Annotated in this window: 22 protein-coding genes and 1 pseudogene; 15 read left to right on the top strand and 8 right to left on the bottom strand. The window is 70.3% G+C overall.

Annotation, left to right across the window (positions count from 1 at the left end):
- Positions 1–12 precede the first annotated feature (12 nt).
- Together A3CE_RS56195 and A3CE_RS0107125 are read left to right on the top strand one after the other, a co-directional pair.
- Positions 13–159, top strand: a complete 147-nt coding sequence (locus A3CE_RS56195; protein ID WP_020639387.1) for a hypothetical protein — start codon at positions 13–15, stop codon at positions 157–159.
- A 183-nt stretch (positions 160–342) separates the two neighbouring features.
- Positions 343–1,536 (top strand): AI-2E family transporter, encoded by a 1,194-nt coding sequence (locus A3CE_RS0107125; protein WP_020639386.1) that lies wholly within the window; start codon positions 343–345, stop codon positions 1,534–1,536.
- Positions 1,537–1,616: 80 nt separating this feature from the next.
- Here A3CE_RS0107125 and A3CE_RS0107120 read toward each other — a convergent pair whose 3' ends face one another.
- The 3 genes and pseudogenes from A3CE_RS0107120 to A3CE_RS58370 form a co-directional block, all read right to left on the bottom strand.
- A complete protein-coding gene (locus A3CE_RS0107120) occupies positions 1,617–2,819 on the bottom strand; it encodes an MFS transporter (RefSeq protein ID WP_020639385.1) in 1,203 nt (400 codons plus the stop codon).
- 83 nt (positions 2,820–2,902) lie between these two features.
- Positions 2,903–3,466, bottom strand: a complete 564-nt coding sequence (locus tag A3CE_RS58375) for a LysR substrate-binding domain-containing protein (RefSeq protein ID WP_245589779.1) — start codon at positions 3,464–3,466, stop codon at positions 2,903–2,905.
- A gap of 245 nt (positions 3,467–3,711) precedes the next feature.
- A pseudogene (locus A3CE_RS58370) lies at positions 3,712–3,780 on the bottom strand (LysR family transcriptional regulator); the annotation flags it as partial.
- Between the two features lie 151 nt (positions 3,781–3,931).
- On the opposite strand from A3CE_RS58370, the gene A3CE_RS0107110 reads away from it, so the two are divergent.
- The 8 genes from A3CE_RS0107110 to A3CE_RS0107075 all read left to right on the top strand — a co-directional run bounded on the left by A3CE_RS0107110 (position 3,932) and on the right by A3CE_RS0107075 (position 13,743).
- Positions 3,932–4,894 carry a cyclase family protein gene (locus A3CE_RS0107110; protein WP_020639383.1) on the top strand — a complete coding sequence of 321 codons (963 nt, stop codon included), beginning with the start codon at positions 3,932–3,934 and terminating at the stop codon, positions 4,892–4,894.
- A 23-nt stretch (positions 4,895–4,917) separates the two neighbouring features.
- Positions 4,918–6,042: an FAD-dependent oxidoreductase gene (locus A3CE_RS0107105; RefSeq protein WP_020639382.1), complete on the top strand. Its 1,125-nt coding sequence runs from the start codon at positions 4,918–4,920 to the stop codon at positions 6,040–6,042.
- A 14-nt stretch (positions 6,043–6,056) separates the two neighbouring features.
- Positions 6,057–6,995 (top strand): VOC family protein, encoded by a 939-nt coding sequence (locus tag A3CE_RS0107100; RefSeq protein WP_020639381.1) that lies wholly within the window; start codon positions 6,057–6,059, stop codon positions 6,993–6,995.
- A complete protein-coding gene (locus tag A3CE_RS0107095; RefSeq protein WP_020639380.1) occupies positions 6,995–7,894 on the top strand; it encodes a fumarylacetoacetate hydrolase family protein in 900 nt (299 codons plus the stop codon). The genes A3CE_RS0107100 and A3CE_RS0107095 overlap by 1 nt, the downstream gene beginning before the upstream one ends.
- Entirely contained in the window at positions 7,891–8,613 is a 723-nt protein-coding gene (locus A3CE_RS0107090) for an SDR family NAD(P)-dependent oxidoreductase (protein ID WP_020639379.1), read from the top strand. The genes A3CE_RS0107095 and A3CE_RS0107090 overlap by 4 nt, the downstream gene beginning before the upstream one ends.
- Positions 8,614–8,624: 11 nt before the next feature.
- Entirely contained in the window at positions 8,625–9,761 is a 1,137-nt protein-coding gene (locus A3CE_RS0107085; protein ID WP_020639378.1) for an alpha/beta fold hydrolase, read from the top strand.
- A gap of 376 nt (positions 9,762–10,137) precedes the next feature.
- Entirely contained in the window at positions 10,138–12,246 is a 2,109-nt protein-coding gene (locus A3CE_RS0107080; RefSeq protein WP_051183744.1) for an RICIN domain-containing protein, read from the top strand.
- 27 nt (positions 12,247–12,273) lie between these two features.
- Positions 12,274–13,743 carry an RICIN domain-containing protein gene (locus A3CE_RS0107075; protein WP_020639376.1) on the top strand — a complete coding sequence of 490 codons (1,470 nt, stop codon included), beginning with the start codon at positions 12,274–12,276 and terminating at the stop codon, positions 13,741–13,743.
- A gap of 76 nt (positions 13,744–13,819) precedes the next feature.
- Here A3CE_RS0107075 and A3CE_RS0107070 read toward each other — a convergent pair whose 3' ends face one another.
- Positions 13,820–15,373 (bottom strand): alpha-L-arabinofuranosidase B, encoded by a 1,554-nt coding sequence (locus tag A3CE_RS0107070; RefSeq protein WP_020639375.1) that lies wholly within the window; start codon positions 15,371–15,373, stop codon positions 13,820–13,822.
- Between the two features lie 286 nt (positions 15,374–15,659).
- Between A3CE_RS0107070 and A3CE_RS0107065 the strand changes: the two genes are divergently transcribed.
- Both A3CE_RS0107065 and A3CE_RS0107060 read left to right on the top strand, forming a co-directional pair.
- Positions 15,660–16,010, top strand: a complete 351-nt coding sequence (locus A3CE_RS0107065) for a PadR family transcriptional regulator (protein ID WP_020639374.1) — start codon at positions 15,660–15,662, stop codon at positions 16,008–16,010.
- Positions 16,007–16,726 carry a hypothetical protein gene (locus A3CE_RS0107060; protein WP_020639373.1) on the top strand — a complete coding sequence of 240 codons (720 nt, stop codon included), beginning with the start codon at positions 16,007–16,009 and terminating at the stop codon, positions 16,724–16,726. Before A3CE_RS0107065 ends, A3CE_RS0107060 begins: the two co-directional genes overlap by 4 nt.
- A gap of 126 nt (positions 16,727–16,852) precedes the next feature.
- Here A3CE_RS0107060 and A3CE_RS0107055 read toward each other — a convergent pair whose 3' ends face one another.
- From A3CE_RS0107055 to A3CE_RS0107045, 3 genes are read right to left on the bottom strand one after another with little or no spacing between them, the layout of a single operon-like run.
- Positions 16,853–17,629 carry an ABC transporter permease gene (locus A3CE_RS0107055; protein ID WP_020639372.1) on the bottom strand — a complete coding sequence of 259 codons (777 nt, stop codon included), beginning with the start codon at positions 17,627–17,629 and terminating at the stop codon, positions 16,853–16,855.
- Positions 17,626–19,104 carry an ABC transporter permease subunit gene (locus tag A3CE_RS0107050; RefSeq protein ID WP_020639371.1) on the bottom strand — a complete coding sequence of 493 codons (1,479 nt, stop codon included), beginning with the start codon at positions 19,102–19,104 and terminating at the stop codon, positions 17,626–17,628. Before A3CE_RS0107050 ends, A3CE_RS0107055 begins: the two co-directional genes overlap by 4 nt.
- Positions 19,101–19,967, bottom strand: a complete 867-nt coding sequence (locus tag A3CE_RS0107045) for an ATP-binding cassette domain-containing protein (RefSeq protein ID WP_020639370.1) — start codon at positions 19,965–19,967, stop codon at positions 19,101–19,103. Before A3CE_RS0107045 ends, A3CE_RS0107050 begins: the two co-directional genes overlap by 4 nt.
- A 171-nt stretch (positions 19,968–20,138) precedes the next feature.
- Between A3CE_RS0107045 and A3CE_RS0107040 the strand changes: the two genes are divergently transcribed.
- Positions 20,139–20,801, top strand: a complete 663-nt coding sequence (locus A3CE_RS0107040) for a response regulator transcription factor (RefSeq protein WP_020639369.1) — start codon at positions 20,139–20,141, stop codon at positions 20,799–20,801.
- Complete coding sequence (locus A3CE_RS0107035) at positions 20,798–22,003, top strand: sensor histidine kinase (protein ID WP_020639368.1); 1,206 nt, start codon at positions 20,798–20,800, stop codon at positions 22,001–22,003. The genes A3CE_RS0107040 and A3CE_RS0107035 overlap by 4 nt, the downstream gene beginning before the upstream one ends.
- A 270-nt stretch (positions 22,004–22,273) precedes the next feature.
- Here the strand turns inward: A3CE_RS0107035 and A3CE_RS56190 are convergent, their stop codons facing one another.
- On the bottom strand, positions 22,274–22,417 hold the full coding sequence (locus tag A3CE_RS56190) for a hypothetical protein (protein WP_020639367.1): 144 nt from the start codon (positions 22,415–22,417) through the stop codon (positions 22,274–22,276).
- A gap of 487 nt (positions 22,418–22,904) precedes the next feature.
- Between A3CE_RS56190 and A3CE_RS0107025 the strand changes: the two genes are divergently transcribed.
- Positions 22,905–25,880, top strand: a complete 2,976-nt coding sequence (locus A3CE_RS0107025; RefSeq protein WP_020639366.1) for an ATP-binding protein — start codon at positions 22,905–22,907, stop codon at positions 25,878–25,880.
- Positions 25,881–25,942: the final 62 nt, after the last annotated feature.

Genomic DNA, 25,942 nt, shown 5'->3' with positions numbered 1-25,942 from the left:
CTCGGACGGTGCGTGGCCGCCGTGCTCGAGTTCGCCCGCGAGGACGGACGGCTCGGGTTCCAGCCCGGTTCCGAGCGAGCCTTCCGCCCGGCCGCCGGCTGGTCGCGCGGCACGTCCAGCCGCGTTTACGTGCCGCGCGCGGTCGTCGTGGCCAACTGACTGAAAGGGGCGCTCCACCCCCTCTTCGGCGGCCTCTACGAGTACTACCACCGCGCCGGCCTCCTCGGCCGCGAACCAGCCTGACCCCCCGAAGCAGGAAAGATGTCTCGCCGGTCTCGCTTCAAACCGCCGGAACGGGGAACTCGCGCCCGGTGACATCCGGCGGTATGGAGGGACACGACCATGACAGCGTCTTCCGGTGGCGAGCCCGGCGACCGCGTGGATTCCGCGCGCGAGGGGCACCACGATCTGGTGGCCCAGCCCCACACCGAGGACGAAGGCGCGGTGGCGGAGGCGGAGGCGGAGGCCGCGCAGCTGAGCACCCGGACCCAGCCGCTGGGCGAACCTGGCCGCCGCCTCGACCGCAAGTCGCCGTTCTTCGTCGGCCTGCTCGGGGCCGCCGGGGTGGCGGTGGCCTACGTGCTCGCCCAGGTGATCGTGACCGCGCAGGACACCTTGGTGCTGATCGGGCTGGCGCTGTTCCTGGCGATCGGCTTGGAGCCCGCGGTGTCGTGGCTGGTGGGCCGCCGGTTCCCGCGGTGGGTGGCCGTGCTGGCCGTGCTGCTCGGCCTGCTGGTCGTGGTCGGCGGTTTCCTCGCGCTGGCGATCCCGGTGGTCGTCGAGCAGGCGACGACGTTCGCGCACCAAGCTCCCCGCTACCTGCAGACGTTGCGGGACCACAGTTCCCCGCTGGGGCAGCTCAACGACCGCTTCGGTCTGCAGCAGCACCTGCAGCAGCTGCTCAACGGCGGGTCGGGAGTGTTCGGCACCGCGCTGTCGGCGGGCAAGGCCGTGCTCGGGACGCTGGGGGACCTGCTGATCGTGATCGTGCTGACGATCTACTTCCTGGCCGACCTGCCGCGCATCCGCCGGGGCTTCTACCGGCTGGTGCCCCACTCCCGCCGGCCGCGGGTGATCCTGATCGGCGACGAGATCTTCGCCAAGGTCGGCGGCTATGTCCTGGGCAACGCGCTGATCTCCCTGATCGCCGGGACGATGACGTACGGCTGGCTGCTGATCTTCGGCGTGCCGTACGCGCTGCTGCTCGCGATCCTCGTCGCCCTGCTCGACCTGATCCCGGTGCTCGGCACGGCCATCGCCGGCATCACCGTGTCGCTGGTCGCGCTGACGGTGTCCTGGCCGGTCGCGCTGGCCACCGTCGGGTTCTTCCTCGTCTACCGGGTGCTCGAGGACTACCTGCTGGTCCCGCGGATCATCGGGAAGGTCGTCAAGGTGCCCGCGCTGGTCACCGTGGTCGCGGTCCTGCTCGGCGGCGTCCTGCTCGGGGTGATCGGCGCGCTCGTCGCGATCCCGATCGCCGCGGCGCTGCTGCTGATCCTGCACGAAGTCACCTTCCCGCGGCTCGACCAGGCCTGAACACGGCGTCGACTTCGGAGACATCGGAACGAGGAGGCCGCCTACCCACCGGCGTTGCCGTGGACGCGCCGCTGACGGGCTCAGCCCACGGCCGGCCGCGTGGGGCGGACGATCCGGACGGCCACGGCGAGCAGGAGCGCCGCGGCGCCGACGACGAGCAAAGCGGGGGAAAGACCGCTGATCGCGCCGGAGAGGGCGAGGACGACGAGCGGGCTGGCGAACTGGCCGATGAACAGGGCCGAGGTCCAGATGCCCGTGCCGCGGCCGCGCTGGGCGAACGTCAGGGTGCCCAGCGCCCAGGTCAGCAGGGCGGGCAGCATCAACCCGTTGCCGAGGCCGGTCACGACGGCGCCGAGCACCACGACCGGAACCGAGGAAGCCAGCGCGAGGCCGAGGATTCCCAGTCCACAGAGGACGAACGCCGCCGGGATCGTGACGGCCGGGCCCAGCCGGGCGACGCGGGGGAACAAGAACGCCGCGACGGCCGTGGCCAGCGAGCCGACCGCGCTGACCAGGCCGATGGTGGCGGTGGCCGTGACGCCGATGCCGTCGAGCACATAGGACAGTTCGACGATGAGGACGTAGAACACGAGACCGCCGGCCAGGGTGACACCGACCGGCACCAGGAGGCCGCGCCACGGCAGCGGCGGGAGCTTCTCCTTCTTCTGCTGCGGGGGCTGCCAGACGACCCGGGCCGCGACGAACGCGAGCGGCAGGCTCACCGCGTAGACCCAGAACGGCGTGCGCCAGCCCCAGGAGCCGAGCAGGCCGCCGACGGCGAAGAAGAGCGTGGCGGCGACGGTGGTGTAGACCACCTGGAGGCCGAAGTACCGCACCCGCCGGGGGCCGTGGAAGTAGTCGGCGAGCAGGGTCGTGCAGCAGGTCATGATCGCGGCTTCGGTGAGCCCGACCAGGATCCGGCTCGCGACGATCAGCGGCAGGGACGACAGCCACAGCGGTGCGGTGCCGACGAACGCGTACACGACGAGTGCGCTCACCAGCAGCCGTTTGCGGCCGAGGCGGTCGACGACGCGGCCGGCGATCGACGCGGTGAGCCCGATGACCAGGGCGGGCACGGTCAGCACGGTCGGGGTGAGGGTGGCGACGCCCGGTGTGCCGGCGAAGGCGTCCTGGATGCGAGGCAAAACCGGGGCGAGCAGGACCGCGCCGAGCACCGACAGGCAGCTGGCGAGGAGCAGCACGATGGCCTGGGCGGGGCCGGCCTGGCGTCCGGTGCCGGGGTCCACGGCGAGCGGGGGAGCGGAGACGGAGTGATCGGACACGGGCAGCTCCGGAGGTCACCGAGCCGGTCTTCGGTGACCGGCGTGTGCGTCGAAGTGTCGGTTCCGGCCGGGGCGAGCGGAAATCACTTCTGCCGAAGCGGCACATCCACGCCGTCGATGCCGATCATGGCCGCCACCGCCCGGACGACGACGTCGCGCAGGTAGCGGTGCTCGGGGTCGTCGTCGTACATCGGGTGCCACCACATGGCTTCCACCAGCGGGCTCGCTTCGAACGGGCACGGCAGGGCCCGCACCCCGAGCTCGCCGGGGATCCCGTCCGCCAGCCGCCGCTGGACCAGTGCGACGCGATTCGTGCCCGCGACGAGTCCGGGCACGGTGAGGAAGGTTTCGGTGACCACCTGGACGTGCGGCTCGATCCCGAGCATGCGCATCTGCCGCGCGGCGGGCGTGGACGCGGTGGGGCCGTGGTAGGTGACGACCCACGGCATCGTCTCCAGCTGGCCGACGGTCAGGCAATCCCCGACGTCGGTGTTGCTCGCGGCGACCAGGCAGACCCATTCGTCGCGGTAGAGGTCCTGGTGCGGCAGGTCGTCGACGAACCCGTGCGGGATGACCAGCAGGTCGGTGTGGACCAGCTCGTGGACGGCCGCGTCGACCATCTTCGGGGTGTTCGCGGGAAACCGCAGCCGGGTGCCGGGAGCCTCGTCGGCGAGCCGGGCCGCGATGCCGGGCCGAGGACGGCGATGCCGTAGTCGCTCATGAGCATCGAGAATTCCCGGGTGGACGATGCGGGGTCGAAGTCGGGCTCCGCGGCGAAGACCCGCTCGGCGCCGGAGAGGGCGACTCGTACGCGTTCCTTGAGCTGCATGGCCAGCGGCGTGAGCCGGTACTGGTTCCCGGCTCGGGTCAGCAGGTCGTCGTGGAAGTGCCGGCGCAACCGGCCCAGCTGGGCCGACACCGCCGGCTGGCTGAGGCCCATCCGCTCGGCCGCCCGCGTCACGCTGCGCTCCTGCAGCAGCGCGTCCAGTGCGACCAGCAGGTTCAGGTCCAGCCGTGCGAGGTTCACAGCCGTCAACAGTATCAACACCGCTGATACCGCACATCAACGATTTCGCCTTCCCCGATACCGTCCGGGCACCGACAGTGAAGAGGTGGACCGAACCGATCCCGAAGGCGCGATCGCCGCGGCCGCCAAGCGCTGCTCCAACTGGGGCCGCTGGGGCGCCGACGACGTCCTCGGCACGCTGAACTTCCTCGACGACGCCAAACGCCGCGAAGGCGCCGCGCTCGTCCGTCGCGGCGCGAGTTTCTCGCTCGCGCAACGCTTCGACGCGGACGGCCCGCAGAAGGGCTGGCGGCGGCGCACCAACCCCGTGCACACCATGCTCGACACCGGCACGGACGCCGAACGCGGCACGCAGGGCTTCCCGCACGGCATCGGCGGGGCCGACGACGTGGTGTCCATGCCGCTGCAGGCCTCGACGCAGTGGGACGGCCTCGGGCACATCTTCGACCACGGCCTCGCCTACAACGGCCGCCGGGCCGGCGACGTCGTGACCAGCGAAGGCGACCGCGTCACCGGCATCGAAACCACGGCCGGGCTGATCGCGGGCCGCGGGGTGCTCCTTGATGTGGGCAGGGTGTTCGGTGTGGACGGCGAGCTGCCCGACGGGTTCGCGATCACCGCCGACCACCTGGAGGCGACGATCACCGAGCACGGCGACACCGCGCACGTCGGCCGCGGCGACCTCCTGCTGGTGCGGACCGGACGGCTCACCCGCGCCCGGCGGGAGGGCTGGGGCGACTACGCCGGTGGCGACTCGCCCGGCCTGTCCTTCGCCACAGTGGACTGGCTGTTCGGTACGGAGATCGCCGGGATCGCGACCGACACCTGGGGTGTCGAAGTCCGGCCCAACGAGTTCGACCACGCCTTCCAGCCGCTGCACCAGGTGGCCATCCCGCACCTCGGCCTGTTCCTCGGCGAGATGTGGGACCTCGACGCCCTCGCCGCCGACTGTGCGGCCGACGGCGTCCACGAGTTCTGGCTGACCGCCGCCCCGCTGCCGGTGACCGGCGCGGTCGGCGCCCCGGTCGCACCCATCGCCGTCAAGTAACCCCAGGACAAAGGAGTCCTCGCATGCCCGCGGTCACCAAGGTACTGGTCCTCGGCGGTGGTCTCGCCGGGACCGCGACAGCGATCCTGCTCGCGCAGGCGGGCGTCGCCGTCGACCTCGTCGAGAGCAAGGCCGATGTCGCTGCCATCGGTTCCGGAATCACGTTGCAGGGCAACGCCTTGCGAGAACTGCGCCGGCTCGGTGTGTGGCCGCGCGCCAAGGCGGCCGGCTATCCCTACGACTGCCTCGGCCTGCGCGCGCCGGACGGCACTCTGCTGGCCGAGATCCCCGACGTCCGCAGCGGCGGGGACGACCTGCCCGCCACGATGGGCATGCCCCGGCCGGCGCTGGCCCGGATCCTCCTGGACCGCGCCCGCGAGACCGGTGTGAAGATCCGCTTCGGCGACACCGTAACCTCGTTCGACCAGGACGGATCCGGCGTCGAGGTGACGCTCGCCTCGGGGACGGGCGACCGGTACGACCTCGTGATCGGCGCCGACGGCGTCCGCTCGGCGACCCGCCGGATGCTCGGCATCGACGTCGAGCCGCGACCCACCGGCATGGGGATCTGGCGCGCGTTCGGGCCACGCCCGGCGTCGGTCACCCACACCGATCTCTACTACGGCGGCGCGAGCTACATCGCCGGGTACACGCCGACCGGTGAGGACTCGCTCTACGCCTACATCGTCGAAGACGCCCAGGACCACAGCGGGCTCACACCCGAGGAGCAACTCGCCGCGATGTGCCGGCTCGCCTCTGCCTACCACGGGCCGTGGGACGAAATCCGGTCCACTCTGGACGATCCGAGCCGGGTGAGCTACACGCGGTTCGAAACCCACGTCGTGCCGTCGCCGTGGCATCGCGGCCGGGTCGTGCTCATCGGCGACGCCGCGCACTCCTGCCCGCCGACCCTCGCCCAGGGCGGTGCCCAGGCCCTCGAGGACGCGGCCGTGCTGGCCGAGCTGCTGCTCACCCGCGACGTCGTCGACGAGGACCTGTGGGCGGAGTTCATCGCCCGCCGACACGACCGCGCCAGAACCGTCGTCGAGGCCTCCAACCAGCTCGGCCGGTGGCTGCTCGACCACGAGCAGGGCGACGTGCCCGGCCTCGTCCGCCGCATCGGCACCCTCGTGTCCCAGCCCGCTTGAAAGGGGAGAAATCCGTGACCGATCGCCTGATCACCCACCTGCGGCACGTCGACCTCGCCGTGCCCGACCTCGCGCGCCAGCAGGACTTCTACACCGGCGCCTGGGGCCTGGCGGAGGAACACTCCGACACCGGCATCTCCTTCCTCGCCGCCGAAGGCTCACCGGAGCAGTACGTCGTCCGGCTGCGCCAAGCCGACGACAAGCGGATCGACCTGATCGCGTTCGGCGTGGCCACGCCCGCCGACGTCGACACGCTCGCCGTCCGGCTGGCCACCGCCGGGGTGACGCTCGTGCACGAGCCCCGGGTCCTGGACACCCCGGGCGCCGGGTACGGGTTCCGGTTCTTCGACAACGAGGGCCGCACGATCGAGATCAGCGCCGACGTCGCGATCCGGGCCCACCGCCGGATCGAGGAGGGCGAGTCCGTCCCGGTGCGACTGTCGCATGTGGTCATCAACTCGGCCGACCCGGAGGGCACCCGCGCCTTCTACGAACGCCACCTCGGGTTCCGCCTGTCCGACACGCTCATGCACCCGCGGATGGGGGAGATGATGTACTTCCTGCGGATCAACGCGTGGCACCACAGCCTGGCGATCGCCCGCGGCCCGCACCCGTCGTTGCACCACGCGTCGTTCGAGCTGCGTGGCCTCGACGAGTACATGCGCGGCACCGGGCGGTTGCTGCGCGCGGGTGTCGAGAAGATCTGGGGCCCCGGCCGGCACCTGGCCGGCCACAACACCTTCAGCTACTTCCTCGACCCGCACGGCAACACCGTCGAGTACACCACCGAGCTGGAGCAGGTCGACGAGGACGCCTGGCACCCGCAGCTGCACGACTTCTCGAAGCCCGAGGTGTCGGACCAGTGGGGCACTGCGAACGCGATGGACGAGTTCGTCGCGAAGAAGTCGTTCAACGACCCCGACAAGGGCCTGTTCGTGGCCCCGCCCGTCTGATGCGGCTCGCCACCTACGAACACCGCGGCGCGGTGCACGCGGGCGTGGTGACGGACGAGGGTGTCCGCGCCTTCCCGGCCGGGGTGACGGTCCTGGACCTGGTGCGGTCCGGTCTGCCCGCCGCCCTCGATGCCGGTGTCCTCAGTGGACCCGCCGTGCCGCTGGCCGACGTCCGGTTGCTGCCGCCGCTCGACCCGCCGACCGTGCGGGACTTCGTCGCCTTCGAGGAGCACGTCGAGGGCATGGTCGCCCCGGGTTCGGTGCCGCCCGAGTGGTACGAGGCGCCGACGTTCTATTTCACCAACCCGTGCGCCCTGGTCGGGGCGCACGACGACGTGCCGATTCCGCCGGGTTCGCGGTTGTTCGACTTCGAGCTGGAGGTCGCCGCGGTGATGGGCCCCGACGCGATCTTCGGCTACACCATCTTCAACGACTGGTCCGCCCGCGATCTCCAGCGCCGCGAAATGAAGGTCCAGCTGGGGCCGGCCAAGGGCAAGGACTCGGCGACGACGCTCGGGCCGTGGCTCGTCACCGCCGACGAGTTCACCGTGGACAGTGACGGCTTCCTCGACCTGGCGATGCGGGTGTCCGTCAACGGCGCCGAGATCGGGCACGACCGGTTGTCGAACATGGGCTGGCCGTTCGAGGAGCTCGTCGCCTACGCCGCCCGCGGCACCCGGGTACGAGCCGGGGACGTCCTCGGCTCCGGCACCTGCGGCAATGGCGGCTGTCTCGCCGAGCTGTGGGGACGCCGCGGCGCGCAGGACCCGCCGCCGCTGAAGCCCGGTGACGTCGTCGAGATGACCGTCGAGGGCATCGGCACGATCCGCAACACCGTCGTCGCCGGTCACGACCTGCCGCCGGTCCGCCCGGCCCGTTCTCGTCCGAGGCGGCGGTGACCGGCAAGGTCGTGGTCGTCACCGGCGCCGGGCAGGGCATCGGCGCGGCGACGGCGCGGCTGCTGGCCGCACGGGGTACGACGGTGATCGGAGTCGACCTCGCCGAAGCGCCGGACCTGCCCGGCATCGACTACCGGCAGCTCGACGTCACCGACGACGCCGGCTGGGCCGGCCTCGCCGCGAGTCTGGAGCGGGTCGACGGACTGGTCGCGAGCGCGGGCATCACCTGGCGAGCCCGCCTCGACGACCTTGACCCGGGCGACCTGGCCCATGTGCAGGACGTCAACGTCGGCGGCGTCCTGCGGGCGGTGCGCGCGGTCGTGCCGGTGATGCCGTCCGGTGGCTCGATCGTCGTGGTGGGCTCGGCCGCCGCGCTGACCGGGCACTATCCGGTCGCCTACACCGCGAGCAAGTGGGCCCTGCGTGGCTTCACCAAGGCCGCTTGCCTCGAACTCGGCCGCCGCGGCATCCGCGTCAACGCCGTGCACCCCGGCTACGTCGAAACCCCGATGACGGCGTCGGCGCCACCCGGGTTCCGCGCGGCGAACGTCGCCGAGACGCCGCTCGGCCGGACCGGCACCGCAGCCGAGGTGGCCGCGCTCGTCGCGTTCCTGCTCAGCGACGAGGCGTCCTACATCTCCGGCGCCGAGATCCCCGTCGACGGCGGGATGACCGCACACGGCGGCGTCAAGTCGATCAGCGAAGCAGCCCGAATCTGAGAGGAACCCCCGTGTTCGAGTACTTTCCCGGCAACTACGTCTGGAACCTGGGCGTCGTCGCCACCCTCAACAGCGGCGGCCTCATCGACGAGGTCGACCGCGCCTGCCGGCCCATCCGCGAGGCCGCCGCTCAGGGCGAGGACGCGGGCACCCCGGACTTCCTGCGGGCGTGGACGACGCTGACCGACCAGCTCGTCACCCAGGCCGAGGAAGCCGAGAAGGCCGGCCACACCCGCACCGCCGGACAGCTCTACGCCCGCGCCACCAACTACCTGTGCCAGGCCGAACGCCTGCAGAGCGCGTCGGCGCCGGGGCGGCTCGAGACCTACCGCCGAGTCCTGGAGCTGCAGCAGAAGGCGTTCGAGCTCAAGGATCCGGGCATCAGCCGGGTGGAAGTCCCGTTCGAGGGAACGACGTTGCCCGCGTACTTCAGCTCGGCGGGCGACCGGGCGCCGGTGATGATCATGTGGAACGGCTTGGACTCGACGAAGGAACACATGTATTCCTCGGGCCACTGGGCGGAACTGGCCGCCCGCGGCATCTCGTGTCTCATGGTCGACTGCCCCGGTTCCGGGGAGGCGCTGCGCCTGCGGGGGCTCACCGCCCGCGTCGAGACGGAGGGCTGGGCGAGCGCGTGCGTGGACTACCTCGAAACCCGCGACGACGTCGACCCCGCCCGGATCGGGCTCGCCGGCTGGTCCCTCGGCGGCTACTTCGCCCCGCGCGCGGCCGCGTTCGAGAAGCGCCTCGCCCTCGTGGTCGCCTGGGGCGCCAACCACAACTGGGGCGCGGTGCAACGCCGCCGGGTCGAGCGCGAGGGCGAGCGCCCGGTGCCGCACTACTGGGAACACGTGAAGTGGGTCTGGGGGTACGACGACCTCGACGCGTTCCTCGGCTACGCCGACGGCGTGCACCTCGACGGCGTCGTCGAGCGGATCACGGTGCCGTTCCTCATCTGCCACGGGGAGAACGACCGGCAGATCCCGGTCGCGTACGCGCACCGGTCGTACGACCAGGCCGTGCGCAGCCCGAACCGCCACCTGCGGATCTTCACCGCGGAGGAGGGCGCGACCGAGCACATCGGCCTCGACCACCTGACCCACACCAGCACCTACATCGCCGACTGGGTCGCCGGCACCCTGGGGTGAAGGTGGCGTTTCTCGAACCGATTCGACTGCGCGTCCGGCGAGAATGTAAGTTTCCGGTCCCGCCCGCCGTCGCCGCCGGGAACCGGGTGCCCAGCCGGGGTGGCACTGACGATAGATATCGTTGTGTAGCAAGCGTTTTACCGCGCCGGTCGGATCTCAGCGCCTGTCCTCGGCGCCGGTCGGGCGCAAGACGTCGTTGACCTGTCGACGGCGGGGTTCGTACTATGCTGGCGAACCGATTACGCGAACCGGTTCGACGCCCGGCGACCCGCCCGGACGCTGACGAAACTTTTCCGAACCGGACGCAGAACGTCCCCGCTCCGCGTCCCGTCGTGTCGCGCCACAGTGCGGTGGCGCCGAACCGCAGGAGGAGTCGATGAGGACGAAACTCCGATCGGGGCGCCTGGCGTCGATGATCGCCGCGGTGCTGGTGGTGGCGTTCCCGCTGCTGCCGGCGGCCTCGGGGCACGCGGCGGCGGGTGAGTCGATGACGGTGGACCTTTCCTCGTCGCGCGGGCCGTCGACCGCCGTCGGCGAGGGGTTCCTGTACGGCATCAGCCAGGACGGCACGCAGCCGGCGGACCAGTACCTGCAGCCGCTGGGCATCACGGCCTTCCGCGGTGGTGGCTGGTTCTCCGGCGGGTGGATCAGGGACAACTACCAGAACGGCACCGCGACCAAGGCCGACCTGAACTCGATCATCGCGCAGGCGAAGCGGCTGACCCAGCCGCCCTACCACGCGCAGTACCAGGTGCTGGTCAGCGACATCTACGGGGCGAACGGCGGCCAGCCGTCGAACACGATGTACCCGTGCGACAACGGCAACTGCTCGAACTGGGTCAGCTTCATCGACGCCACCGTGGGCGCGTTGCAGGGGTCGGGACTGAAGTTCGCCTACGACATCTGGAACGAGCCCGACATCTCCGCGTTCTGGACGCGAGGGGTGTCCAGCCCGCAGTACTTCCAGATGTGGGACACCGCCTACCGGGAGATCCGCCGGCTCGCGCCGGGTGCGCTGATCGTGGGGCCGTCGCTGGCCTTCACGCCGGACCAGAACCCGGGGGAGTGGAACGCCTTCCTGTCGCACACCAAGGCGGCCGGGACCGTGCCGGACGAGATCACCAACCACGACGAGGGCGATGGGGACGACCCGGTGCAGGTCGGCCAGTCGATCACCCGGTACCTCACGAACAACGGGCTCTCGCCCATCCCCCTGTCCGCCAACGAATACCAGCCCGCCGACCGGCAGACCGCCGGGGTGACGGCCTGGTACGTGGCGCGGTTCGCCCAGTCGAACTACGTCAACGCGATGCGGGGCAACTGGGTCTGCTGCGTGACGCCGAACCTGACCGGAGTCCTGACGCAGAGCGGCGGGAACTGGCTGCCGACCGGCCACTGGTGGGTGCTTCGCGACTACGCGGACATGACGGGCACGCTGGTGAACACCTCCGGGCAGGTCGGATCCACCGCGATCTCGGCGGCCAAGGACAGCGCGGCTGGCCGGGCCGTCGCCGTCATCGGTGACGAGAAGGGGTACACCGGTCCCGCTTCGGTCGCCTTCACCGGGCTGTCCTCGGTGCCGTGGCTGGCCGGCAACGGCAGCGTCCGCGTCGTGGTGCAGCGGATCCCGGACCAGGCGCCGCTGAGCTCACCGCAGGTGGTCTTCAGCCAGAACGTGACGGTCTCCGGCGGTTCGGTGACGGTCCCGTTCACCTTCCAGGCCTCGCACGACGCCTTCGCGATCTACCTGACGCCGACGGGTCCGACGGGTGGCAACACCGTCACCGTCACCAGCCCCGGCGACCAGACCGGGACCGCGGGCACGGCGATCAGCGGCCTGCAGATCCACGCCACGGACTCGGCGTCCGGGCAGAGCCTCGCCTACGCGGCCACCGGCCTGCCGCCGGGACTGACGATCAACGCCTCCTCCGGCCTGATCACCGGCACCCCGGCCACGGGCGGGACCTACACCGTGACAGTCACGGCGACGGACACCACCGGCGCGTCCGGGACCGCGACGTTCACCTGGACCGTCTCCGGCGACACGGGCGGCTTCCCGGCCGGCTACCACTCGCTGGTGGTGGCGAGCGACAACCTGTGCCTGGACGTGTACGGCAACTCGAGTACCGCCGGCGCCGTCGTCGACCAGTGGACCTGCACCGGGCAGGCCAACCAGCAGTTCCAGTTCGTCGCGGGTTCCGGCGGCTACGGCGAGCTGCGGGCGCGGAACTCCGGCCAGGACGTCTCGGTGTCCGGCGACTCGACGGCGCAGGGCGTCCCGGACATCGTCCAGCAACCGGCGCCCGGGTCGGCGGGCAGCCTGTGGCTGCCGCAGCGGCAGTCCGACGGCTCCTGGCAGTTCAAGAACCGCAACAGCGGCCTGTGCCTGGACGTCTACGGCGCCGGCGGCAACACCGGTCAGCAGCTGGACCAGTGGCCGTGCAAGAACGCCCCCGGCACCAACCAGGACTTCTCCGCCCGCTGACGCACCCGTCACCAGAGAGGATCCAGCATGTCCGGCTCACCGCACCCGAGCACCCCGGCACACCGGCCGCTCGCCCTGCTCGTCGTCCTGCTCACCGTCCTGGCCGGTGTCCTGGTGCCCGCGGAACCGGCGCAGGCGGCGGCGAACACGTTCACCCTCGGCGCCACGCGTTACGACACCGGCGGCCGCGCGTTGCAGCTGCACGGCCTGGGCATCGTCCAGGCCGGGACCACGTGGTACGGCTTCGGCGAGGACAAGACCGGCGAGACCACGGCCAACACGTCCTTCCAGGACATCCCCTGCTACACGTCCACCGATCTGGCGAACTGGACCCACCAGGGGGTCGCGCTGGCGAAGCAGGGCAGTGGTGACCTCGGGCCGAACCGCATCGTCGAACGGCCCAAAGTCCTCTACAACGCCACCACCCGGATGTACGTGATGTACCTGCACATCGACAACACGAGCTACTCCGAGCAGCGGGTCGGCGTGGCGACCAGCCCCACGCCCTGCGGCCCGTACAGCTACCGGGGGAGCTTCCAGCCGCTGGGCAACCAGAGCCGCGACATCGGTCTGTACCAGGACACCGACGGGTCGGCGTACCTGCTGAGCGAGAACGCCGGCCGCAGCCTGCGCATCTACCGGCTGTCCGCGGACTACACGTCGGTGGCGAGTGCGGTGGCGACGTTGCCGAACTACGAGTCCCCGGCCGTGATCAAGGTCGGCGGGACGTACTACCTGCTGGCTTCGCACCTGACCGGGTGGGCCACCAACGACAACGTCTACGCGACCGCGACGTCGCTCGCCGGACCCTGGTCGGCGTTCCGGAACTTCGCGGCGCCGGGCACGAACACCTACAACAGCCAGACCGCGAACATCATCACGGTCCAGGGCAGTACGGCGACCACCTACATCTATGCGGGCGACCGCTGGACGGGCAATGCCATGGGCGATTCGCCGCTGATCTGGCTCCCGCTCACGATCCGCGGCACGACGGTCAACCTGGGCCAGTACCCGAGCTGGAACCTCGATACCGCCGCGGGGACGTGGTCGGCGAATTCGGGGCTGCCCAGCGCCACCACACACGTGCTGAAGAACGCCAACAGCTCGATGGTGATGGACGCCTCGGGTGCCTCGACCGCGACCGGCGGCAAGATCATCCAATGGTCCGCCCACGGGGGCACCAACCAGCAATGGCGGTTGACGAAGCTCTCCGACAACGTCTTCACGGTGGTCAACGTCAACAGCGGGCTGTGTCTCGACGTCCCGGACGGGTCCACGGCGAGCGGAACCCAGCTGCAGCAGTGGACCTGCACCGGCGCCGCCGGCCAGCAATGGGCCGCGGACCTGGTGGGGAGCCTCACCGGCAGCCAGTACGTCCTGGAAAACGTCAACAGCGGCCTCGTGATCGGGGTGGCCGGGTCCTCCACCGCGAGCGGTGCGCAGGTCAGCCAGCTCGGCGGGACGGGCGCCTCGAGCCAGGTGTGGACGATCTCCTGAGCGGGAGGAAGCGGGCACGGCAGCCCTGCGACGCTGCAGGGCTGCCGTGCCCGCCGCTTGCGTGCCCGGTTCTTCGTCAGCTCCAGGGAGACGCGACGAGCCAGCTGGTGTCCTCGCGCCACAGTGAGGTGGTGTCCCAGGCGTTGGTGCCGCCGTTACCGGCGATGTAGCCGGTCATGGCGTAATGGCGGACGTACTCGGCCGGGTAGTTGAAGGACTGGAGCGAGTAACCCGTGCCGCTGTTTCCCGGTTTCGGGCAGAATGTGGCGTCGGCGGCGAACTGGGTGGTCCCGTCGTTCGCCTTGAGGTGGAGCACGAACGCGTAGTGCCTGAGGTAGCTGCCGGCCGCGTTGGCCGACTCGAAGGAGACGCAGCTGCTGTCGGCCAGGCCGGGCCGGACGATCCAGGTCGCGTCGGCTTTGTCGGTCGCGGAACTGCCCGAGGCCACCGGCGCGATCACGACCTTGTCGTCACCGGCGTCGTGCTGCAGGTAGTCGGTGGTGCAGCAGGAAGTGGTGGCCTTCAGGGAGATCCTCGAGCCCGGGGTGAAGGGCGCGATGCCGGTGGTGTAGCCGGCCGCGGCGATGTTGGCCTGGACCGCGGCGTCGGTGGCGTCGGAGGGATAGCCCTTGGTCATGGCGCCCTCGTAGAAGGTCCCCGCGCTGGCGTTCCTGTTGGTCTGGCAGCAGTCCCCGCCGCTGCCGAGGATGATGGCGCCCTGCTTGTGCATCGGGTTGTAGCCGCCGGGCAGTGCGCCGTCGTAGAACTTGGTCAGGTTCCCGGACTGGGCGTTGGCGCCCTGCAGGGCCATCCGGGTGGTGCCGTTGTTCTTGAGCATCGCGGTGACGAAGTGGCTGGTTTCGGAGACCTGGTTGGGGTTCCACGTCTTGCTGCCGCCGGTGAACAGGCCGTTTTCCAGGTCGGCTTGTACCCAGGGTCCGGTTCCGCTGCAGCCGCCGAACCAGCATTCCGTGCCGAAGTTGATCGCGTCCATGGCGCCGTTTCCGTCGGCGTGGTGGTCGGTTTCGGTGTTGCCGTAGTCGAAGCAGCAGCCGTTGTTGACGTGCGTGCCGCTGGTGACCATGTACGCGCCTTCCGGCGAGCTGCCGGTGGGGATGCCCGAGCCGCCGGCGAAGTAGCTGTTGCCGGGGTTGATGTACAGCGCGTACGCTTTCTGCCCGCCCACGGTCATCGGTTCGGTGGTCGCGGTGGCTGCGGTGTCCGCGCCGCCGGTCCCGCCGGGCCCCTGGTAGACGAGGGTGTTGCCGCTGCTGCCGGTCTGGTCGTAGACGCGGGTGATGGTGCAGGTGGTGCCGGCGCAGAAGGAGTCCTGCGCGGCGGCGTTGGCGATGCCTCCGGCGGACAGCAGCCCGATGTCCCGCACCGCGTTGTCCGACGTCCGCTGCACCTGGTAGAGCGGGCCGTTGTAGGAGGCGAACAGCGCGCGGGTCGTGCTGTGCGCGGCGACGCAGGGGGTGCCGCCCGCGGCGTAGATGTCGCAGGGACCTTGGGCGGCGGCCTGAGAGGTGCCGCCGAAGGTGACAAGGCCGGTGAAGGCGAGCGCCGCCGCGGCCGAGGAGACGACGAGCCTCCGGCGCAGCCGGCCGAACGTTTTCCGGGCAGGCATCATGAACTCCTTTGTTCATCGATACGGGGGACAGCGCGCCCGACCGGTTCGCGGTGGGCCGTGGGGCGCCTGGATCCGGGCCGGGTCCGCGGCGACCGGCCTGAATGTTAGCGCTAACAGTTCGGGTGGCGAGTGGTCCTCACTCGGCCGTTCGGATTGAGACATCACTATCAACGAACACCGGCCCGGCGTCAAGGCGTCGAACCGGTCGCGTTCCGCGCTGCCGGTAGCCGGCCGGCCGGGTTGGCCAGTCTGAAGCATATACCGCGAGATGGTATATGCTTCGAGCGTGAAGTCACTGAGCGAACAGTCGTTCCTGATCCTCGCGGCGCTCGCCGACCGGCCCCGGCACGGGTACGGGCTGGTGACGGAGGTCGCGGAGATGTCCGGGAACCGGATCCAGCTCCGGGCGAGCACGCTCTACGCGGCGCTGGAGCGCCTCGCCGCCCGCGGGCTCGTCCAGCCCGAACGCGACGAGGTGGAGAACGGCCGGCTGCGCCGCTACTACCGGCTGACAGACGCGGGTGCGGCCGCGGTGGAGGCCGAGACGCAGCGGATGACCACCCAGGCCCGCGCGGCCAAGCGCCGCCTCGCTCGGCGTGCCGGGCAGCAGGCGCCCCGGCTCGGGCTGATCGGATGAGCCCGTCGGAGCGGACCGGGCCGCTGGAACGGCGTTACCGCCGCCTGCTGCGGCTGCTGCCCGCCGGCCACCGGGCCGCGCGCGGCGAGGAACTGATCGGGCTGCTGCTCGACCTCGACGCAGGTCGCGCCCGGCCCAGCTTCGGGCAGGCCGCCGGGGTGATCGGCCTCGCGCTGCGGCTTCGCCTGCCCGGCGCGGCATCCCTGCTGATCACCGCGTTCCTCGTCGCGTTCAGCACGGAAATCGCCGCCACCGCCTACCGGATCGGGGCCGGTGCGATGACGGTCGGTGTCGACAGCCGGTTTCCCGTCCACAACGTGGTCCTGGCGCTGCTGATCCCCGCACTGCTCCGGCTCGCCGTCGCCGCGGCCTGGATTTTCGGTGCTCGTCGCCTGACGCTGGCCGCCTGCGTGACGCTGCTCGCCTATTCGCTGGCCACTGGCGGGCTTCTCACGTTCGACCTCGTGGTCTTCGCCGGGTTGGGAGCCGCCGCGGCTTGCCGGTGCCGGCCGGCGCGACGCCTGCGGATGGTGCTGCTGGCCACGGTTCCGTTCGCGATGCTGGTGTGGGCTCTGAGCGCGGCCTGGGACATTCCCCTCAGCCTCGGCTGGCTGCTGTCCGTCACCGCCGCCGTCGCCCTGGCCGGCACGGTCGGCGGCCGGTGGCCCCGGCGGCCGGACGGACCACAAGACCACCCGGCATCCCCGAACGGCTGATCCGCGGCCGGCCGCGGAGGCGTCAACGGGTTCGTGCCTTGTTCGCAGTCGCCCGCCATCTGCACGAACCTGGCCTACTACGCCACCTGGTTCCGGCAGCACCGGCAGATCGTGCGATGGCGAGCATCAGGCATCACGCAGCCGCAACAACAGGGCGCCGGCCAGAAGCGCGGCACCCGTCCAGGTGGCGAGGACACCGAGGCCTGCCCATGGCGCGATGGGCAGGCTGTCGAGGTCAGTGGTGGCTTGCACGGCGAGCCCGGCGCTCATCGGCCCGATCTGGGCCAGGAGCCGCTGCCAGTGCGGATCGTCGATCACCGGCGAGAGGATCGGCACGAGGTAGAGCAGGCCCAGGATGGTGCCGATGCCGGCGGCGGCATCGCGCACGACGGTGGCGATGCCGAGGCTGAGCAGGGCGATCAGGACCAGGTAGAGGACCGATCCGGCGGTCGCGCGCAGGGTCGGCCCGTCGGCCAGGGACAAGGCCGGGTGGCCGTGGGCGGCCGTGAAGCCGTGGCCGGGCAGGATGAGCCGCCCGGCCAGCAGCGAACCGAGAACCGCGACGGTCCCGGCCGCGGCGACGACGCCGGTGAGGACGAGGGACTTGGCCACGAGGACGGTGGCTCGGTGCGGGATCGCCGTCAGGGTGGTGCGGATCAGGCCCGAGTCGTATTCGCTGCTGATCACCAGGACGGCCAGGACGACGACCGGTGCCTGGCCCAGCTGGACGCCGGTGAGGCTGAGCTTGGCCGCGTCGTGGCCGCAACCGGTGGCGTCGCACGTCATGACCGAGGTGATCGCCGCACTCAGGGCCATGGTCGCGGCGATGGTGCCCAGCAGCAGCCAACGGGGGCCGGTGAGGGTGCGGATCTTCGTCCATTCCGCGTGCAGGGCCGGTCTCATGCGTCCCGCCGGTGGAGCAGGACGGCCGCCGCGGCCAGTGCCACCGTCGCGTAGCCGGCCAGGACGGCGAATCCGGTCCAGGGCGCCAGCGGGTAGTAGCCGTTGTAGGGCGTGTAGATGCTGGTGACCTGGTGGTACGGCGTCAGCGTTTGCTGGACGGAGAAGGCCGCGGCCGGAGTCACCCGGGTCAGCCAGTCCATCACGGCGGCGGGGATGAACGGGATCTGCGCGACCAGCAGGTAGGGCAGCACGATGACCAGCGTGACGGTGGTGACCGCGCCGGCACTGCGCCGGAACGCGGTGCCGGCGGCGAGCGCCAGGATCGCGGCGGTGGCGAGCAGGGCGGCGGTGCCGAGCTCGATCCGCAGCTGGGTGGCGGCCGTGATCGGGAACAGGTACACGCCCTTGGCCCGCGCGAGGTGCTCGCCCAGGGGAATCGCGACGGCCGCCCCCGCCAGCCCCGCGACGAAGGTGACCGCGCCCAGCACGATCGCCTTGGCGGCCAGCACCCGGCTCCGGCTCGGGCCGGCGGCCAGGGTGACGTGGATCAGGTCGTCCCGGTATTCGGTGGTGATGAACAGCGCTCCGAGAGCGATGACTGCGATCAGCGCGGGGAACGTGCCGGTGAGGAGGTCCGCCACGGTGCCGGCGGTGCCCAGCGATGCGCGGACGGCGGGGGCGATGTCGCCGGCGCCGGTCACGGTGACGCTGCCGCCGGACCGGGTGAACGCTCCTGAGATGTGCCGCGGATAGCCGGAGAAGCCGGCGGATCCGGGCCCGATCTGGTCACCGGTCCACCGGTCGCCGAGCTGCCCGCCTGCGGTACGCAAGTTCCCGAAGACGGCGGTAGCGACAGTGGGCACCGTGCCGAGGCCCTGCACGGCGTCCGGAGAGGCGACGAACAGCCCGGCTTGCGCGGTCGTTCCGAGCGCGGCCAGGCGCACGGTACCCACCGTGGTCCAGCGGACGCCGTCGGCGGATTCGGAGCCGGTGATCAGGTCGCCGGAGCGGTCCAGCCGTAGCCACCGGGGCGATGCGGTGGAGACCGCGCCGGGGGCACCGGCTGTGTCGTTGACGTAGTTGTCCTGCATCCGCACCCCGTGGTTGCCGGTGACCATGATCGCCGCGTAGGGCGACCCGGGGTGGGTGCCGTCCTTGACGAGAAGCCCGGCTTTCGCCCACGGCACGGTGCCGGGTCCGAGGTCGGGCGCGATGTGCGCGTCGAGCGCGGAAACGGAGGCGGTGACGCTGCCGTTTCCGGTCAGCGGCTGGTGCAGGAAGAAGAAGCTGTCGGTGACCGGTTCACCGCCCGGGCCGATCGGAACCGGCGGTGCGCCGTGCTGATCGCTGCCGGCCCCGGCGAGCAAGGCGACCAGCACCATCATCAGCGCCGCGGCCACCACGGTGGCGGCCCAGCCGCGGACGGTCCGGAACTTGGTCCATTCCGCGTGCAGCAACGAGGAAAACGGAGTCACCGTGGCACCTCCGCGGGTGCCGTGGCGTGGAACTCGACCGCGTCGCGGGTGAGTTCCAGGTAGGCCTGCTCCAGCGTGGCGCGGTGCGCCGACACCTCGGAGAACCGGACCTCGGCCTGGTTCAGCAGTGCCACGATGCGGTCCGGCGCCAGGCCGGAGACGATCAGGGTGTCCGGGCCGGTGGCCGTCGTGGTGGCGCCGGCCCGCGCGAGCACGCTCGTCGCCGCCGGCCGGGCCGTGGTCCGCAGGGCCACCCGGTTCTTGGACGCGGCCGCGATCAGCTCGGCCACGCCGGTGTCGGCGATGGCCTGGCCGCGCCCGGCGACGACCAGGTGATCGGCCGTGTCCTGCACCTCGCTCATCAGGTGGCTGGACACCAGGACAGCGCGGCCCTGGGCGGCCAGGGATCGCAGGAACCCACGCATCCAGATGATGCCGTCCGGGTCCATGCCGTTGAACGGCTCGTCGAGCAGGACGATCGGCGGGTCGCCCAGCAGGGCCGCGGCGACGCCGAGCCGCTGCCGCATGCCCAGCGAGTAGCCGCCCGCCTTGCGCCGGGCCGCCGAAGTCAGGCCGGCCTGCTCGAGCACCTCGTCCACCCGCCGCGGCGCGAGGCCCTGGGAATGCGCCAGCCAGAGCAGGTGGTTGCGAGCGCTCCGGCCGGGGTGCGGCGCCACGGCGTCCAGCAGGGAACCGACGTGGCGAAGCGGGTGCCGGAGACTGCGGTAAGGCTTTCCGTCGACCAGGGCGGTGCCTTCCTCGACCGCGGCGAGGCCGAGGATCACGCGCATCGTGGTGGACTTCCCGGCCCCGTTCGGGCCGACGAAGCCGGTCACCAGGCCGGGACGGACCGCGAAGGACATACCGTCGAGAGCTCGGGTCGCCCCGTATCGCTTGCGCAGGCCGGAGACGACGATCCCGGAGCCGGCGGTTCTCAATGGACTCATGACGGAGGTTGTACGCAGCACCCGGTCGCGACCCGGTCGCAGCCGCTGCGACCTGGCTGGAACCCCGCTTCTGGCATCGTTGGGCAGATGAGGGTCCTGGTGGTCGAGGATTTCGAGGTGCTGGCCCGCTCCATCGGGACCGGGCTGCGCCGCGAAGGCATGGCCGTCGACGTCACCCTGGACGGAACCGACGCCCGGGACCGCCTGGCCGTCACCCGCTACGACGTGGTGATCCTCGACCGGGACCTGCCCGGTGTCCACGGGGACGAGATCTGCCGTCAGCTGGCCGGCAACCGGTGTGAGACGCGCGTGCTGATGCTCACCGCCTCGGACACGGTCGAGGACCGCGTCACCGGCCTCGGGCTCGGCGCCGACGACTACCTGCCGAAGCCGTTCGCCTTCGCCGAACTGGTCGCCCGCGTCCGGGCCCTCGCTCGCCGCGCCGCCCCGCCACTGCCACCGACGCTCGTGTGCGGGGACATCAGCCTCGACCCGGCCCGCCGGGCCGTGTTCCGCGCCGGCCGGCGCCTCGAGCTCAGCCCCAAGGAGTTCGCCCTCCTCGAATGCCTGCTGGCCACGCCCGGCCTGGTCATCTCTGCCGAAGAACTCCTCGAACGAGTCTGGGACGAGGCGGCCGACCCCTTCACGTCCGCGGTCAAGCACACCGTGCACCGGCTGCGCGCCAAACTCGGTGACCCGCCGGTGATCGAGACCGTCCGCGAAGGCGGCTACCGGATCGGACCACCATGACCGTTCTGCAGCCGGTGCCCAGCCGATCCTTGCAAGCCAGGCTCACCCTCTTCTACGCCACCGGAGTCTACGTCGCGGGGATCGTGGTCCTCGCCATCGTGATCCTTCCCCTGGCCGGCATCCGGTCGACCGTTCCCGCCCACAGCCCGGCCCCGGCCGCGATCACGGGGACCGGGCAGGGGATCGGCCCGCACCAGCTCCTCGTCGGCACCGTGGTTGCGCTCGTCGTGCTCGTGCCCGTCAGCGTCGCGGCCGGCTGGTTCGTCGCCGGCCGGTTCCTCCGGCCGCTGCGGGCCATCACCGCCACCGCCAAGGCCATCTCCGCCGGCAACCTCGACCAGCGTCTCGACCTCGGCGGACCCATCGACGAGCTGACCGAACTGGGCCACATCCTCGACGACCTCTTCGCTCGTCTGGAAGCCTCCTTCACCGCCCAACGGCATTTCGTCGCCAACGCTTCCCACGAGCTACGCACACCGCTGGCCGGCCTGCGGACCCTCCTGGAAGTCGCGCTCGGCGACCCCGACGCCGACGCCGACACCCTCCGCGCGGCCTGCCGGGAAGCTCTGGCCTTGGGCGGGATGCAGGAACGGCTCGTCACCTCGCTGCTCGCCTTGGCCACCAGCGAACGCGGCGTCACGCGCTGGGAAACGGTCGACCTCGCGCACGTCGTCACCGGCGTCCTCACCTCGCGCCGCGACCAGGCCGCCGAGAACGGCATCGATCTCGCTGTGCACCTCACGCCCGCGGTGACGGCAGGGGACCCGAGACTGATCGAAAGCCTCACCACGAACCTCATCGACAACGCCGTCCGCCACAACCATGCGGACGGGCACATCCGGATCACCACGGAAACCTCGGGGCTCCGGGCGGCCATCACGGTCACCAACAGCGGACCTGTCGTGCCCGAAGACCAGCTCCAGCGGCTGTTCCAGCCTTTCCAGCGACTCTCAGCCGACCGCAACGACCACCGCGGCGGCCACGGTCTCGGCCTCGCGATCGTCAACGCCGTCACCGAAGCCCACCACGCCACCCTCACCGCCACCGCACGCCCCCAGGGCGGCTTGTCCATCACCGTCCAGTTCGCACCCGTACCGCAACCCGGCCAGGTCCAGCACCCACCGGCTCAGCTCGCCGCCGAGAAATCCCGTCCGAAAGACCAAGCAACAGGCGGCAGACAACAAGAGCACACGAATCCGTGACAGAATCGGGAATCCTGCCCACTCGATCACTGCCGCGGTCAAAGCGTGAACCGTGCGTCCATCGGAATTGCGTTTTGGTGACACGGTGAACTACATCGGTGCGGGGGGACCTGTTCACGAGGCTGCGCGGGCTGAACATGCTGCCGGTCTGCCTCCACGTCTGACGATCTCCGGCCACCGAAATGAGGAATCCGGTTGTTCGCCGAGGACGTAACCTCGGCCCTCGATCGCGCCCGCGCTCCCGGGTGAGGGGATCTTTGGCGCGCGGCTTCAGGGCGCGCTGCAGGTCGGGCGGCCCCGGTGGACCCAGCAGATGTCGACGGAGTAACCGTCGGGGTCGACCAGCGAGACCCCGATGGTCGCGGCCCCGCCGGGCACGTCGGCCTTGAGCGGAATGTGCTGCGGCGAGGACATGGTGCACCAGAGCCGGGTGCCGTGAAGGTCCAGATAACGCAAGTTCCCTCGACCAAGGCGCGCACGAGGCTACGGCACCGACCTGGTGGTGCGCAGCGAAACGGCAAAACGGCAAACCCACGGCTGCGGCTGCCGATCGATTTGCGGCAGGCGCGCATCGCCGGCAGCGCGCGATCGCGGGCGGCGGGCGGGACGCCGCGGACAGCCATCGAGGGGGAGAACGTCGAGACCGCCCCTGAAGGAATGATCTCCAGAATTGCTGTCCATCGGCCAATTAGCGCTGTGATCAGGTGATGCGGGTCTTCGTTCGACCGTTGACTTTTTACGTCGGTTTTACCTGGGAGACCATTCATCCGCTCCGGGGCGCCGTTCGGCGACTTCAGGATTGCTGCCCCGACGGGCTCGTCCATACACTCGAATCTTGGGCAAGTGCGTGTGGGGGAAAATGGAGCACTCACGATTGGTCGTCCATCGCACTGTACTCGCGGTGGATATCGAAGGTTACGGTCACCAGGGCAGGACCACGCCGCACCGGCTGGTGGTCCGACAAGGTCTCGACCTCGCGCTACGCCGTGCCTTCAAGGAGGCCGGGGTGCCCTGGTTCGACTGCAAGCACGAGAGCACCGGCGACGGGGCTTTCGTGCTCGTGCCGGCACAAATCCCCAAAGGACCCTTCGTCGAGGTTCTTTCCGTGGCCCTCGCCAGGGAACTTCGGCGGCACAATGAGACGCACCGGGCCGAGGAGCGGATCCGGCTGCGAATGGCACTCCATGCGGGAGAAGTCGCCTACGATGACCAAGGGGCGACCGGTCCCGCGATCAATCAGACATTTCGCCTGATTGAGGCCCCTCAGCTCAAGATCGCGCTGGCCGAATCGCCGGGAGTGCTCGCGCTGATCACTTCAACGTGGTTCTTCGACGAAGTCGTCCGTAGTAGCACGATCGTGGACTCCTCAGCCTTTCGGCCAGTGCATGTGGCCGTGAAGGAGACAGTGACCGTCGGCTGGATCAGCCTGCCGGATCACCCGTGTCCGCCGGGTACCGAAGAGCTTTTTCCGGTGGAAGCGGAGCAACCGGCAGGGCGGCCGGAAGCGGTACATTCGCCGGCTTCGATGAGCGGCCGCTCCACGCTGCCCCGTGACCTCCCGGCCTTCACCGGCCGCGGTCAGGAGCTGGCCGAGCTCACCGCGACGGTGTCCACCGCCGCGGGTCAGGGCACCCTGGGGATGGCCGTCCACGTCGTGGACGGCATGCCGGGCATCGGGAAGACAACGTTCGCGGTCCGCGCCGCCTACCAGCTCGCCGGCCATTTCCCCGACGGCCAGGTCTTCCTCGAACTGCACGGCCACAGTCCTGGGCAAGCACCCGTGGATCCTGGTGACGCCCTTGCTTCGCTGCTGCTTCTCTGGGGCGTCCCCGCGATCGACATTCCCGCCGGTCTGGATGATCGTGCCCGGTTGTGGCGCGAGAAGCTGGCGGGGCGGAAGATCCTGCTGCTGCTCGATGACGCCGTCGGGGACGAGCAGGTCCGGCCGCTGCTGCCCGGCAGTCCCGGAAGCCTCGTGCTGGTCACCAGCCGACGTCGGATCGAGTCCGTTGCCGACGCCAGTCCAGTCTCGTTGCAGACCCTCCCGCCCCAGGACGCTGCCGCGATGTTTCAGCGCTACACCGGTGCGCATCGACACGATCCCGGAGCCGTGGCCGAGTTGATGGCGATGTGCGGGTACCTGCCGCTGGCCATCACGCTCACGGCCGGCCGGCTGCGAAATCACCCCTGCTGGACGCCCGAACAGCTGGCCGATGACCTCCGGCGCTCCCGCAACCGAATCACGATGCTCCGCGCGGGCAATCGAACCGTTGCCGCTGCGTTCGACCTCTCCTACCGGGACTTGAGCCCGGACGAGAAGCGTCTTTTCCGTCGCCTCGGCCTCCACTCCGGCAACCAGATCGAGGCGCGCGCGGCTGCGGCGCTCGACGGCGAAGATCCGGAAACGACCTGTGAACGTCTCGATGCGCTGTACCTGAATCACCTGCTGGAAGAAGTGGCTCCCGGTCGCTATCGCTTGCACGATCTGACCCGGGCCTACAGCCTGACCCTGAGTAACGAAGATGGGGACGACAAAGCCTTCGAGCGCCTGCTCGACTACTATCTTTACGCTGTCCGGTCGGCGACGCGATTCGTCGCCACCCGCGGCCCGCGTCCGGAAATCGCCACCAGGCCGCCGGTGGGGACACACGAATTCGAGTCGGAGGGCGAGGCGATCGCGTGGTTGAGCGCGGAACGCGCCAACCTCGGTGCCTGCATCACCCATGCCGCGGTCCACGACCACCTGCACCGGGCCGCGGAACTCGCGGTCGCGCTCCACCCCTATCTCGAGCAGCACGGATACTGGCATGACGCCCACCGGATCGACCAGGCCGTGCTGGCCGCGGAACAAGCGGCAGGCAACCTCACGGATGAAGCAGCCACCCGCGCGGATCTGGGCCGGGTGCAGAGTCTGCTCGGAGACTATCCCGCAGCGGTCGAAGACCTGATCCGAGCACGGGACTTGTATGCCAGATCCGGCGACCGGCTCGGCGAAGCCGCGGCGCTGACCGAAATCGGGTTCGCTCGAATGGAGCTCTCCGAGTACCCGGAAGCGATCGAGTACCTCACCCGTGCCCGTGCGCTGTATGAGAAGCTGGAGAATCCGTTCGGTATCGCAGGTGTACTCGGCAGCCTCGCGAGCGTGCAGTTCCGGCTCGGGCGGCATGACGCCGCCAGAGCTGACGGTGAACGGGCTCTTGCGCTGTACGTCGAGCTCGGCAACAGGCTCGGAGAAGCCTTGAGCTTGCTCTGCATCGGCTGTACTTACGGTGTCTGCGGAGACTATGCGAGCGCGATCGGCATATTCGATCAAGTGCTTTCCCTGTCTCGAGAGCTGGGGGACCGGTACACCGAGGCCAGGGCCCTGAACAACCTCGGCCGGATGCATTTCGAGCGCGGCAACTACGGAATGGCCGACAGCTGCTACAGCAGCGCCCAGATCATTTACAGCCGATTGGACAGCCGAACCCGTGAAGCGGTCGCCCTGAACAACCTCGGTCGGCTGCACCACGCGGGCGGCAACTTCAGGCTGTCGCTCATGTACCTCAAGCGCGCCCAGACTCTGTTCGGTGATGACAGGGCGTGGCAGGCCGAGAACCTCAACAATCTCGGCGGCCTTGCCATGGCCTGGCCCGAAGCGGGCGATGCCGGCGAATTTTACCGTCAGGCCCTCGACCAGTCGCGAGCCATCGGGATCCGCCTGCAGGAAGGACGAGCGCTCGAAGGGCTTGGACGATGGTCTTGGGGAGCCGGGGACGTCGCAGACGGCGTCGCTCGGCTGCGGGAGGCCTTGGCCGTGTTCGACGAGCTGAAGGCTCCGGAGGCGAAGGCTGTGCGGGCTGCTCTGGCGAATTCGAAGCGACTGTTTCCGGAGTAGCGGCGTCTACGGCGATGTCGCCTCCCCTTCCTGCTCGAGTCGCACGTCATTGCCGACCGGCG

The organism is Amycolatopsis balhimycina FH 1894, from assembly GCF_000384295.1.
Taxonomy (GTDB): domain Bacteria; phylum Actinomycetota; class Actinomycetes; order Mycobacteriales; family Pseudonocardiaceae; genus Amycolatopsis; species Amycolatopsis balhimycina.
The sequence above is the reverse complement of the archived record's forward strand: the minus strand, read 5'-3'. Positions and strand labels throughout refer to the sequence as shown.